At 39.5% G+C, this 12648-nt stretch carries 15 protein-coding genes and 1 pseudogene; 11 read left to right on the top strand and 5 right to left on the bottom strand.

The genetic code is table 11. From position 1 onward, the window contains the following. Positions 1–40 precede the first annotated feature (40 nt). Positions 41–895 carry a polysaccharide deacetylase family protein gene (locus CKW02_RS10065; RefSeq protein ID WP_003216144.1) on the bottom strand — a complete coding sequence of 285 codons (855 nt, stop codon included), beginning with the start codon at positions 893–895 and terminating at the stop codon, positions 41–43. A gap of 386 nt (positions 896–1281) precedes the next feature. On the opposite strand from CKW02_RS10065, the pseudogene CKW02_RS10060 reads away from it, so the two are divergent. From CKW02_RS10060 to CKW02_RS10030, 8 genes and pseudogenes are all read left to right on the top strand, one after another. Further along, positions 1282–1629 (top strand): annotated as a pseudogene (locus tag CKW02_RS10060) (IS5/IS1182 family transposase); the annotation flags it as partial. Positions 1630–1954: 325 nt separating this feature from the next. Beyond that, positions 1955–2461, top strand: coding sequence for a GrpB family protein (locus tag CKW02_RS10055; protein WP_003215882.1), 507 nt, complete (start codon positions 1955–1957; stop codon positions 2459–2461). Between the two features lie 302 nt (positions 2462–2763). Beyond that, a complete protein-coding gene (locus tag CKW02_RS10050; RefSeq protein WP_003216103.1) occupies positions 2764–3864 on the top strand; it encodes a type III polyketide synthase in 1101 nt (366 codons plus the stop codon). Continuing rightward, complete coding sequence (locus CKW02_RS10045; RefSeq protein WP_003216065.1) at positions 3861–4370, top strand: isoprenylcysteine carboxyl methyltransferase family protein; 510 nt, start codon at positions 3861–3863, stop codon at positions 4368–4370. Before CKW02_RS10050 ends, CKW02_RS10045 begins: the two co-directional genes overlap by 4 nt. 64 nt (positions 4371–4434) lie before the next feature. Beyond that, the gene (gene fbpC / locus CKW02_RS20600; RefSeq protein WP_306172627.1) at positions 4435–4542 is read left to right on the top strand and encodes a Fur-regulated basic protein FbpC; all 108 of its coding nucleotides are present in this window, start codon (positions 4435–4437) and stop codon (positions 4540–4542) included. 133 nt (positions 4543–4675) lie between these two features. Further along, entirely contained in the window at positions 4676–8275 is a 3600-nt protein-coding gene (dynA, locus tag CKW02_RS10040) for a dynamin GTPase (protein ID WP_003215576.1), read from the top strand. A gap of 41 nt (positions 8276–8316) precedes the next feature. Continuing rightward, positions 8317–8580, top strand: coding sequence for a YpbS family protein (locus tag CKW02_RS10035; protein WP_003215634.1), 264 nt, complete (start codon positions 8317–8319; stop codon positions 8578–8580). Positions 8581–8854: 274 nt separating this feature from the next. After that, complete coding sequence (locus tag CKW02_RS10030; RefSeq protein ID WP_003216107.1) at positions 8855–9742, top strand: 5'-3' exonuclease; 888 nt, start codon at positions 8855–8857, stop codon at positions 9740–9742. A 16-nt stretch (positions 9743–9758) separates the two neighbouring features. Here the strand turns inward: CKW02_RS10030 and CKW02_RS10025 are convergent, their stop codons facing one another. From CKW02_RS10025 to CKW02_RS10015, 3 genes are read right to left on the bottom strand one after another with little or no spacing between them, the layout of a single operon-like run. Next, on the bottom strand, positions 9759–9884 hold the full coding sequence (locus tag CKW02_RS10025) for a hypothetical protein (protein ID WP_003215584.1): 126 nt from the start codon (positions 9882–9884) through the stop codon (positions 9759–9761). A 44-nt stretch (positions 9885–9928) separates the two neighbouring features. Then, positions 9929–10324 (bottom strand): reverse transcriptase-like protein, encoded by a 396-nt coding sequence (locus tag CKW02_RS10020; RefSeq protein WP_003215503.1) that lies wholly within the window; start codon positions 10322–10324, stop codon positions 9929–9931. A gap of 1 nt (position 10325) precedes the next feature. Next, the gene (locus CKW02_RS10015) at positions 10326–11015 is read right to left on the bottom strand and encodes a queuosine precursor transporter (protein ID WP_003215661.1); all 690 of its coding nucleotides are present in this window, start codon (positions 11013–11015) and stop codon (positions 10326–10328) included. A gap of 93 nt (positions 11016–11108) precedes the next feature. Between CKW02_RS10015 and CKW02_RS10010 the strand changes: the two genes are divergently transcribed. From CKW02_RS10010 to CKW02_RS10000, 3 genes are all read left to right on the top strand, one after another. After that, positions 11109–11780: a ribonuclease H family protein gene (locus CKW02_RS10010; RefSeq protein WP_003215694.1), complete on the top strand. Its 672-nt coding sequence runs from the start codon at positions 11109–11111 to the stop codon at positions 11778–11780. A 1-nt stretch (position 11781) separates the two neighbouring features. Continuing rightward, positions 11782–11964: a zinc-finger domain-containing protein gene (locus CKW02_RS10005; RefSeq protein WP_003215998.1), complete on the top strand. Its 183-nt coding sequence runs from the start codon at positions 11782–11784 to the stop codon at positions 11962–11964. Positions 11965–12133: 169 nt separating this feature from the next. Then, on the top strand, positions 12134–12316 hold the full coding sequence (locus CKW02_RS10000; protein WP_003215507.1) for a hypothetical protein: 183 nt from the start codon (positions 12134–12136) through the stop codon (positions 12314–12316). A 45-nt stretch (positions 12317–12361) separates the two neighbouring features. On the opposite strand, the gene cspD is transcribed toward CKW02_RS10000, so the two are convergent. Beyond that, complete coding sequence (cspD, locus tag CKW02_RS09995; protein WP_003215784.1) at positions 12362–12562, bottom strand: cold-shock protein CspD; 201 nt, start codon at positions 12560–12562, stop codon at positions 12362–12364. Positions 12563–12648: the final 86 nt, after the last annotated feature.

Below are 12648 nucleotides of genomic sequence, written 5' to 3'. Positions count from 1 at the left end.
CCCGAATCTTTTGGATACGGGCTTGTTGTGATTAGCACTATTAATGTTGTACCGGCTGCATTGTTTCGTTAATGACTGCAAATGTATAGCCCCTTGCTTTTAGCTGTGTAATCAGGCTATCTAAATAGTTTGTGGTAGAGGGTTGATCATGCATTAAAATAACTTTTGGTTCCCATGGGTTATTTTTCTCAAACATTTGCAGTTGATTCAATACCTCTGGAACATATTGTGAGTTTTTATATCTCCAGTCAAGGCTATCAATCGTCCAATCCCAGTAAATAAAGCCATTTTGGTTTAAACGTACTTTTTGATGATATGTTAAATTTGGAACACTGCCATAGGGTGTTCTCACAAGACGGGTGTAAACGCCTGTAACAGAAGCAAGAATGCGCTGAGCTTCTCTCATTTCATTTGCGGGAGACTCACTGTTCTGATAAAAGCGGTTTATATCATGCGTCATGCCATGAAGCCCTAATTGATGTCCTTCTTGATAAAGTCTTTTCACAGCTGCTTGGTGTGCTTGGATTTGCGGTCCAAGCATGAAAAATGTCGCCTTCACGTGATGTGCTTTTAATACATTTAACAGCTGATTTGATGTAGCAGTAGGACCATCATCAAATGTTAAAAAGACCGTTTTATTCGTTGTCTGTTGGTTTGGATTGGTCTTAACATGTGTATCCAATGTTCTTGTAGAATGATCTTTTGCTTTCAGACTGATGCTTGTGTCTCGGAAGTCACTGCTGGCAACAATTTTTGCTTGCCCATTTGTCGCCTGCAAATGGGGTTTAGACATATCCCAGATAAAAAAGAGAAACAGTGTAAGAAGCACTAAACCAATTATCTTCGAGAGAAGTATCGTGTTGTAGGGTGTCTGTTTTTTGGACACCTTTTTCATTACAATCACTCCAGTCAATTAAATTTTGTGCCGAATCATGTAGTAGATTCTATCTTTTTTCACTGTTTTTCATGGTGTTCATATTGATTAAGTATACAGGAAAAAAACACCTTTTTATATATAATAATCAAATAAATTAGCATTTCATGGTTATTGCTTTGTATTGATCAGAAAAAAAGGTGATCCATTCATGTTTAAATGAAATCATTCTGAATAATGATCGAAACGTTGATATTTATACGCTAAGATAGCATCAGATTTAACCATTAATGCGAAGCGAAAGGGAGATTCCGTATGAAAGTGTTGTATAATGACGATTTCATTGAAAAAAGGATGCTCATGTGGATATTGGAGATAGAGGCGATCAATCGCGAAATACATAGAGTAAGCTCTTACCCCTACAAAATAAAGAAGAAACAAAAGAAATCAAAGTCAGTACAACTGAATCAGAGATTGGCTACTATGTAAAAGGTGAACGTGAAAAGTCATTTGCTTATTCCTTTCATACAGCTTGTGATTCAACAGGATTTATTTTTGGATCACTGGTCACAGGTGGCAATGTTCATGATACTCGTATGTTAAATTCACTCGTATAACAGGTGACAGAGAAAATCGGAAAACGAAATGTAGACACGGTAGATGCTGTATATAAAACACCATATATCGCTATGTTTTTAATGGATCAAGAGATAAGACCTGTCAAGCCTTACACTCGTCCGAGAACAGAAGCTGGTAAGTGAAAACCCCACTTTTACTTGAAGTAAAGGTGGGGTTTGTCTACGGTCTAACACCTCTCATTTGAGAGGTGTTTTTTTGCATAAAGCTATGTTAAATAACTCTATTAATAATCGGTTGAAGGGAATTTTTGTTCTTTAGATATAAAATAAGATGAGAGTGAATTGTTAAGAATCGTATTGAATGACATCAACCAAGAAATAGATCTAAACGAATAGGATGATTATTGAAATCTGTCTGCTCTCTACATATGAGACCTATGATAAACTTGGTTTATTAAAATTTTCCAAATGGACGTTAAAATTAAAAAGGTGGGATAAGCAAATACTGGGATTACCAAGAGGGGAAGTCTTTTTAGTCCCTTGGTCTATTGAGTGGACAAAAGAATTTGAAAGAGAAAAGCGAAAGATAATAGGTGATATTGGTCAATACACAGTCAATGTACACCATATTGGAAGTACAGCAGTAAAAGGTTTAAGCGCTAAGCCAATTATTGATATTGCAATTGAAATAGATCATTTTTTTGATGGAGAAAAATGTGTAGTAGCTTTGGAAGGACTCGGTTACTCATATAAAGGAACAAATGTATTACCTGAAAGACACTACTTTAATAAAGGAGAACCAAGAACACATCAAATCCATATGTACCAAAGAGACAATAAGTATTTACTTGAACAGTTAAATTTCAGAGATTACTTGAGCAATAACGAGCAAGCTAGAAGTGAATACCAACAGCTTAAACTTAAATTATCAAGTTTACATGAAAATGACAAACACAAATACGCAGATGAAAAAACTGATTTTATTAAGTCAATCCTTGAAATGATTTAGGTGAAGTTTTGCGTTTTAGGTGTTGATAAGAGAGGAAATTCAAAGAGAGTCCTTTTATTTTTTACTGAATCAATATTATTCTTGAACATAGCTTACATAAAAAAAGCAGGTTCGCTTGGCTTGGAACGAACCTGTGAAGGAGGAAAACTACATCATGTTTTCACCTATATTATCCAATATTTATCAATTGTCGTCAAGACAAAAAGTTAGACGGAGGAAAATGTTTTGACTGAATTGTGACGGTTCGGCATGTATATCCTTTTTTCGATAGGGGATATTAACCGAAAAAAGAGGTGAAGCCGATGGCGTACATTCTTTCAGTTGGAACGAGTCACCCGAAGCATCACGTGGATCAGAAAACAGCTGCTGATTTTGCTAGGTCTCAATTTAAACGATCGTTTAAAGATATTGACCGGCTGCTGAGAGCTTTTCAAAATGGAGAAATTCAGAGCAGGCAGTTTGTGCAGCCCATTGAATGGTATCAGACGCACCACTCTTTTGAAGAGAAAAACAATATCTATTTGGAAAAGGCACTGGCTCATGCAAAGGAAGCGATCATACATTGTCTTCAAGAGAAGGAGTTTCTAAAAAAACCAGTCCCGGTTGAAGAGATCGATGCATTGTTTTTTATTTCAAGTACCGGCTTATCGACCCCAAGTCTTGACGCAAAGCTCATGAACGTCCTTCCTTTTTCTCCTTATACGAAACGAGTACCGATCTGGGGCCTAGGGTGTGGGGGCGGTGCGGCAGGGCTGTCGCGAGCTTATGAATACATAAGGGCATTTCCAGAAGCAAAGGTACTTGTCGTTGCCTGTGAGCTGTGCAGTTTAACCTTTCAGCCGCAAGATCAATCAAAAAGCAATTTAATCGGCACCTCCTTGTTTGGAGACGGGACGGCAGCGGTTCTTTTAGCTGGGGAAAAAGCTGCGCTTGAATATGCCCATTTAAAAACGGTCCCTAAAGTACTAAGCACGCAATCTGTCACAATGAAAGATTCTGAGGATGTGATGGGCTGGGAATTTACAAGTGACGGCTTTCGGGTTATTTTCTCCCGTGACATTCCGAGTTTGATTTCCGGCTGGTTAAAAGAGCAGGTGGATCAATTTTTAGAGGAGCAAGGATATTCAACTAATGACTTATCCGTATTTCTAGCCCATCCTGGAGGAAAAAAAGTGATTGATGCCTATGTTGAAAGTCTATCTTTACGAGAGGATCAGCTGTTTTCTTCAAAAGAAGTACTCAAACAACACGGAAATATGTCCTCTGCCACAGTTTTGTATGTCATCAAGCATTTCCTGGAACATCAATCAGCTGAAGAGGGGGAGATGGGACTTTGCGGGGCGCTTGGTCCGGGCTTTTCCTCAGAGCTGCTTCTTATGAAGTGGGAGGAGGTCTTGTCATGATCATTTGGCTTGTCATCGGTTTCTTCGTTTGTCAACGGCTCATTGAAATGCTTGTGGCCAAAAGAAATGAAAAGAAAGTAAAAGCACTAGGTGCCATTGAATTTGGTGCTAGTCATTATCCCTATATGGTCGCTATGCATACGGCTTTTTTTCTCTCACTTATAGTTGAGATAGGGCTTTTACATAAGGGGCCGTCCCGTTATTTTCTTGTGCTGCTCCTTTTTCTCATGGCTACACAGGTCATTCGATACTGGGCATTATGCTCCCTTGGGACGTACTGGAATACGAAAATTTTAGTCGTACCAAACGCGATGATTGTAAAAAAAGGACCGTATCGCTGGTTGAAACATCCTAACTATGTAGTCGTGGCGATTGAGCTTTTACTGATCCCGCTATTGTTTGATGCGTATGTCACTGCCATTTTGTTTACATGTTTAAATGCATGGATGATGGCTGTACGAATTCAAACAGAGGAGAAAGCATTAAATCAGTATTTGCTAAATTAATATTGAAAATCATTATCAATTGTGCTACACTTTCATTAATGATAAGCATTCTCAATCATGAAGGATGGACGGTGATCACATGACAATGATTTTCTTACTCGGTACGGTGTGTGTGTACAGCCTATTAATTGGCTTCGTATTAAAAGGTGTCTCCAAAAAATCTGCTTCCTGATTCCAGTCAACTGCGACTGATCGGGCAGCAGATTTTTTTTATTTCCTCAGATCAGAAGAAAAATCTCTTTATTTTGTGTAAAATGGTATCACATACATAACTGACTTTTCTAAAAACAAAGGGGTTTATCGTCATGAAAGACTTGTCTATTCGAGATTCGCTCGTTCAAACTACAGGAGCTTTATATCAAAGCTTTCTCAAAAGGGATGATCATGAGCGCGCTGCCAAACTTGCATCGATTATCAAAAAGGAAGCAGAAGAAGAAGTATATATCGCATTTACCGGCCACTATTCTGCTGGAAAGTCATCACTTGTGAATCATCTGCTTCATGATCACATTTTGCCAACGAGTCCAATCCCAACAAGTGCAAACTTGGTCGTCGTGAGGAAAGGGGAAAGTGAAGTGCAGCTTCACACCTCTGATGGCCGTTTTGCAAAAATGAGCGGCTCCTATGATAAAGAAGCAGTACAGCGTTTCTGTAAGGATGGAGAACAGATTGAGATGGTGGAAATTAGCGGTGACTATATAGGCCTTGAAGAAAAAGTGGCACTGATTGATACGCCAGGAATTGATTCCACGGATCATGCCCACTTTTTATCTGCTGCGTCTATTCTTCATCAAGCAGATGCTCTTTTTTATGTCGTTCACTACAACCATGTTCATTCTGAAGAAAACATTCGTTTCATTCGCTCCATCAAAGAAAAAGTGCCAAATCTCTATTTCATCGTGAATCAAGTGGACCGGCATGATGAGCATGAGACAGCATTTGAAGACTACAAAAATCAAGTGGTTGACATGCTCCTTAAAGAAGGCATTGAAGAAGATCATCTATACTTTACATCTGTAACCGATGAGACGCATCCAAGAAATGAAATGATTCGTTTAATCAAAAAACTGCAAGAATTACAGACGTTGCCGAAAGCCTCACTTCGGGCTTATACGGAGCAGAAAATTGAGCATGTCTTAAAAGAACACATTGACTCGTTAAAAGAAGAGCTGCAAGGTGAAGAGCTTGAGTCACAGCTCCAAGAAAAAAGAAAAGAAGTAAAGGATTTGGAAGCGAAAAATCACTTCATTGAAAATGGAGCCAAACAGTTAGAAGAAGAAGTATCTACTGAAGTCGAGAGCATTTTGAAAAATGCCAACCTAACTCCATTTAAAATGAGAGAACTCGCAAGCGACTATATTGAATCAAAAGCACCTGGCTTTAAAGTGGGACTGCTTTTTGCTAAAAATAAAACTGAGCAGGAAAAAGAAAAACGGGCAACTGACTTCTTAACAGATGTCAAAGCGAGAATGAAGGCAGAAGTGGACTGGCATATTGCTGAGCTACTAAAAAAAGAAGTTAAGAAGCATCAGCTTGGTGAAGAGTTATTAAATCAAGTGATGGCGTTTGAAACACCTGTACAAGAATCACTTCTTGAAAGTGTGATTCATCATGGAGCAACGTTCTCCAATGAATACGTACTGCAATATGCAAAAGATGCTGGCGAAGCCTTGAGAAGACAGGCTAAGCAGCAAGCGATGCCACTGATTGAACAAATGGTGGAGTCGCTGAAAGCCAAGCTTATGGAAGATCAAGCAGAGCAGCAAGAAAAATGGGCTCAGTCTGCAAAAAAGCTCCAAACACTCGAGCAATGCATCGAAAAAAATGAACAAATGAAGCGAGATGTTCAGCATGTATGGGATATATGGCAAAATGGAACGGATGAACAGATCGAAGAAGATTGGTTTTATGCGAAAAAGAGACAAATGCAACATGATCTGCTAAAGCAGGAGCAAGCGACCATTCATCCTGAAGAGAGCGACCAAGAAAAACCGAACAAGCAGATTGATCAACCTCAAATGCGTCAGTCACAGCATGTCACGACGGCACAGTCGATTGCCCAGTTTGAGCAGCTTTCTCAGATTTTATTGCCATTAGATGCGCTCCAATCTCAAAGAAAGTCCTTTGAAAAACGAACAAAACGGCTGCAAGCGAAAGAATTCACACTCGCTTTATTTGGGGCTTTTAGTTCGGGGAAATCTTCCTTTGCAAATGCTCTCGTCGGGAGAAAGGTGCTGCCATCCTCTCCCACACCAACAACGGCAACCATTAACAAGCTGACGCGGCCGACGGAACATCACCCTCACGAAAGTGTCAAAGTGGTATTCAAAACAGAACAGGATATATTAGAGGAGCTCAATCAGATCCTAGGATTTCCGATCTCAGAAGAAAAAGGGGAGGCGTTTACATCCAAGCTCAAACGAACGCTTAAAAAAAGACAGCTTGAACAAGATCACCGCGTCATTGTTGAACATTTTTTACAAGCACATATCCGTTTCCTTGATCACATTACTAAGCAAACGCCGCTTCATGTCACTCTTCAAGAACTGAGGCCATATGTGGCGGAAGAAGCTGTTTCTTGTGTGGTGAAGGAAGTGACGGTTTATTTGAGTACACCTCTAACAGATAAAGGGCTGACTATTGTTGATACGCCAGGCGCTAGCAGTATGAATAAGCGTCATACAGAGATCGCCTTTCAATATATGAAGGACGCAGATGCGCTTCTTTATTTAACTTACTACCAGCACTCTTTTTCGAAGGCAGATCGGTCATTTTTACGTAAGCTTGGGCTTGTAAAAGATTCATTTAGCATGGATAAAATGTTCTTTATTATCAATGCAGCTGATCTCGCAAAGGATCAAGCAGAGCTTGACACCGTCTTTGACTATGTAAAAAATGAGCTCACAAAAGAAGGCATAAGAAACCCAAACCTTCATCATGTATCCAGTAAGGAAGAGATCGAAGGAAATGGAGAGACAGCTTATAATCAATACGCAAAGCTTAGAAAGCAGCTCGACTATTTTATAGAGGAAGAATTAACGAAAGATGCGATCGAGCTGTTATATTTTGAAGCACGTACGTTATGTAGAACGGTCGACAAACTGCATGCGACGCTGCATCAGTCAGAAGATGAGAAGCAAGTGGAAAAGAAAAAGATAGACGCATCCTATGAAGCGATTCTTGATCAAATGAGTCAGATAAAACAATCTAAGCTAGTGACAGAAAGCGTGAAAAAGGACTTACATGAACAGCTCTATCATATTGTGCAGCGCCTCTCATTATTTGCGAATGATCTCTTTAAGACAGCCTTTTATCCTGGAATATCTCAAGGGAATTTCGGACAGCAATTGAAAAAAGCACTTGAGAAGGCACTAAAGGATTATGAATTTGAATTTGTACAGGAATTAAAGGCGCTTGATATCCGAATGGAATCGTTTATTCATCAATACTTCCAAGAGGAGTGGGAGAAAGGATTGCAGGCGGCATGTGCAAAAGACCCTTACTTTTCTCTCTCACTGTCGCCGCCTGAAGAGAAAAATGCTGAGCTGAAACAAATTGAAATCGAAGCTGAACTAACGCCATTCGAACCGCTCTTAAAGAAACAAAAATCACCGAAAGTTTTCTTTGAACAGAATGGAAAGGCTGCGTTTATTGAAGCGATTCGAGACATTCTTCATCAGTTAACCACGAAATGGGCTGATAAAGAAAAAGAAGAATTACTGAGCAGGTACGACATGATGGTGAAGACGTTTACGGAAAGATATGAAACAGAAGCGCTCGAGCAGCTAAGTGAACAAAAACAAACATTTATCACGAGCCTAACGACAGATGCCAAAGAGCAGGCCGTCATTGAACAAGTTTATGAACAAACAACCGAATGGAAGAACGAGTTGAAAACCATTTGATTCATGGTAGACTAAATAAAAAAGAAAGCAGTTGATACAAAATGACGAGCGTACACGAAGAGATTTCAGCACACTCACAAAAGCAGCATGCTCATATTCAGTCCTTTCTTGAGCTTGAACAGAAAAGAGAACAAGCAATAGAGATGGCTGTTGTCAAATGTGAGCAAAACGAGCCATTTACAACAGACGAGATCAACGCCATTACGTCGAAGATGAATGAGCTTGCACGAGGCGGTATAGTTCCGCTGCGTAAGCACGTGACGAATGATATGGTCAGAGAGTATGTCGAGCAGAAACAGAAGTAAAGAGTAACTTTCTCTTTTTTGGTCATCTTAATGAATGTACCGAGAAAGGGGAATGATCATGAAAAAAAAGCAACAGACAAAGCAGCAGGATGAGCGTGACCCTAAACAAAAAGACATGCCGTCCTATGCAGAAGCAGAAACGAAAAAAATGCAATACGGTCAAAAGTAAACGGGCTGCCTCTTCTTTTGTAAAAGAAGAAGGCGCCTTTTTCATGTCTAGTTTTGTGTTCTGTGATAGAATGGGAGTATTGTTTTGAAAAGGGAGTTTAAGAGAATGAATAAACACGTACTGCTTGTAGATGGAATGGCGCTTTTGTTCAGATCGTTTTATGCGACGGCTGTCCATCGCAATTTTATGATAAATGACCACGGTGTACCAACAAATGGAGTGAATGGCTATTTGAAGCACTTATTAACAGCTGTACAGACATTTGAGCCAACTCATATTGTGTGCTGCTGGGATATGGGAAGCCAAACCTATCGAAACGAATTATTTCAAGATTATAAAGCAAATCGAGGAGAGGCGCCTGTCGAGCTCATTCCGCAATTCGATTTAGCAAAAGAAGCTACAGAAGAACTAGGAATTGTGAACATTGGTTTAAAGGGCTTTGAAGCAGACGATTGTATTGGTACACTTGCTACGCTTTACCAAAAAGAAGCACGCGTGACTGTCCTAACTGGTGACAAAGATTTGCTGCAAATTTTGAATGAACAAGTGACTGTTGCCCTGATGCAAAAAGGAATTGGCAATTATAAGCTTTATACAAAAGCCTTATTTGAAGAGGAAATGGGAATCTCGCCAAAGGCACTCATTGATATGAAAGCACTCATGGGTGATGCAAGTGATAATTATCCAGGTGTCAAAGGAATCGGAGAAAAAACTGCTTTAAAATTTATTCAAACATATGAAACGATTGACGGTTTGTTAGAAAATGTCCATGAACTAACGGCTACGCAGCAAAAGAAAATGCAAGCAGGATTAGAAGATTTGAAGCTTTCTCGTCTATTGGCAGAGATTAAATGTGATGTCCCGCTCAGCTGTCCAATGGATGAGACGAAAATGAACATCAATCAAGAACGTGCTGCTGCTATGCTGAGGCACCATCAAATCAAAGGAATCGAACCGATGATGAATCGATTAAGTACAATAGAGATCAGCTAAAGCCGATCTCTAAGGTTCATCTTTTTGTATTGCTTTTCTTTGCTCTATTTTCCAGCTGAGATAGTGGCTGTTTATCTTTTGTTTGCGCATCACCTTGTGGGGTTGTCCCATTTGTGACACGACCTTTATTTTCTTTATCCAATCAGTATCACCTCACACACATTAGCATAACCGAAAAAAAGCGATTCATCCTTTAGATAGGTGAATCGCTTTTCTGGCGAGCTGATCTGCTATTTGGTTTTCCTTACTCGGAATCCATTTAATAAAAAATAAATCAAACTGGCTTTGAAGCTCGATCATCTCTTTGATAAAGTGCTGAAAGGCTGGATTTTTAGCAAATCCTGCATTGGCTGCGCGGTCAACTACTTGTGAATCTGTTCGAAATGAAACGGTACGCAATCCTTTTTCTGCGCATATTTTCATCCCCTCGATCAGAGCAGAAAATTCTGCTTCGTGATTGCTCATGGGTTCAAGAGGAATGGAGAAGGACTCAGCCTTTCCATTATATTTGATGAAAATGCCGATGCCAGAGGGACCTGGATTCCCTGCACTCGCACCGTCAATGTATATTTCTGCTGGCACATCATTTCACCCTTTCATCAAGCGGAACCATTTTTTTCGCTGCATACGCGTAAGGTGTTGCAATCGCAGCGACGATAAATTTAATGACATATGTCGTGATGAAGATTTCTATCCATACATGAAATGGATACGTGCCAAGAAAGGCAATGGTCGTGAAAATCAATGTATCAAGAAGCTGGCTAATCATCGTACTTCCGGCATTGCGCACCCAGAGCGCGCCATCGGAAGGAAATATGCGGCGAATAAACGAATATACATAAACATCTAGCATTTGACTGATGATATAAGCAGCGAGACTGCCAAGTGCAACCCTTGGCATAAAGCCAAATATGGTTTCCAGCGATGATTGTGAGATATCAGATGGAGCGGGATGGAAAAGCAAAGCTTCCTGCATGACAACAGTTAGTGTTAAAAGGGTAGCAAAACCAATCCAGACAGCTTTTCTCGCTTCATTTTGTCCATATTTTTCATTCAATACGTCCGTTGCAAAGAACACACTGCCATATAAAATATTTCCAAGTGTTGCCGTTAGGCCGAATAATTCAACGGTTTTGACAACTTGTAAATTTGCGGCAACCGTCGCAAAGCCAATCCAGACAAAAAGGCCCATCTTGCCAAATCCTTTATAAAATAGAAGAACAATGATAAAATTAATGATCGCAAATAAGATCCAAATACCTTCATTAAACAAGTGACATGAACTTCCTTTCTCATTGTAAATGTAACTTTTTGATTATAGCATAACGTATGTTTACCTTAAAAGCACGGGAAGGCGATGTGATCAATGAAACTAAGAGCACACTACACAATGAAAGTGAAATCAATTGGGTCCATTGCTTTTTACCAAGAAGATTGGTTGGAGCTAAAAGAGGCCTTGAGGTTAGCAAAACATATTGACAAAAAAGAACCACAGTCACTTCTGTCATTTGAAGATGAAAAAGGGGCTATGTGGTCTATAAAAGAGCTTGAAAAGCTAAATGAAGAATTAAAGCTTGAACCTGATCAGCTTCAAGTCTATTTTGATGCAAGTTTTCACAAAGAAACCGGTGACTCTGGTCTTGGTGTTGTCGTCTACTATAAGCTAGGAAAAGACGCTTATCGATTGAGAAAAAATCAGCCTTTCCAAGGGAGTACCAATAATGAAGCAGAGTATGCGGCTTTATTTGAGGCAGTAAAAGCTTTAAAAGACCTGGGGGCAAGCAGAAATTCTGTCACGATTAGAGGAGATTCACTTGTTGTCATGAATCAGTTAAAAGGAGAATGGCCTTGTTATGATGATGTACATAACAAATGGCTTGACCGAATTGAAGCGGCTTTAAAAGAGCTGAAGCTGACGCCAACCTATGAAGCCATCGACCGGAAACAAAATGCAGAAGCGGATCAGCTTGCAAGACAGATTCTTGCAGACGTCCCAATCGAAAGTACATTGAAATTAGAAGCAGACGGAGCTGAATAATGTGGATAAAAAAACAGCAGTACAAGAATTGACCGATCTTCAAGACACGTATTGTTCAGATTGTTTGATTAAGAAGCATTTTCGAAAAGAATTTGGCAAAAAATATGCCCATTCCTTTTGCATACAGCAATGCACTGTTGGAGAGAAAATAAAAGAATATGGCCAAACGCTGCTCAAAAAATAAACGAACGGACCGGTTTTCCCTGCTCAAACATTCGCTCTTGAAAAAAAACGGATAGAATGTGTAAAAAAAGAACATATTCCGAAAAATGAGCCGATATAACTATAGAAAGTTTTGGTTGAGTTACTTTTTGACTAAGTGACGGATATTAGAGGAAAAGGGGAAGGCCGGTATGAATAATAAGGAGTTCGAAACGGTATTACATCGAACATTTCAAGAGGTGTACAGCGATCTAGAGCAACTTGTAGATGTAGCAAAGAAGGGAAGACCTTTTCTCGAAAAAGATATCTCTGAAATTGAACAACGACTGAAGCAAAATATTTTAGCAATTGAAATTCAGCTGAAAATCAAATAAGAGAGGCATAAGCCTCTCTTTATTTTGCATCATTGATTTAGTTGATTAGATTTTTGTTACGTTTGCAGCTTGAGGTCCACGATTACCTTCAACGATTTCAAAAGAAACTTCTTGTCCTTCTTCTAAAGACTTGTAACCGTCACCTTCGATAGCTGTGAAGTGAACGAATACATCGTCTCCGCCTTCAACTTCAATGAAGCCGAAACCTTTTTCATTATTGAACCATTTTACTTTACCGTTTTGCATATTGCTTTTTCCTCCTAGTACTGTAGCATACCTTTTGGCATACTAAAAAAAATTTTCATCACCTAACGACTTTGCAGTTGTTAAAT

Origin of the sequence: Bacillus pumilus (assembly GCF_900186955.1) — a bacterium.
Taxonomy (GTDB): domain Bacteria; phylum Bacillota; class Bacilli; order Bacillales; family Bacillaceae; genus Bacillus; species Bacillus pumilus.
This window is presented reverse-complemented; position numbering and strand designations above follow the sequence as displayed.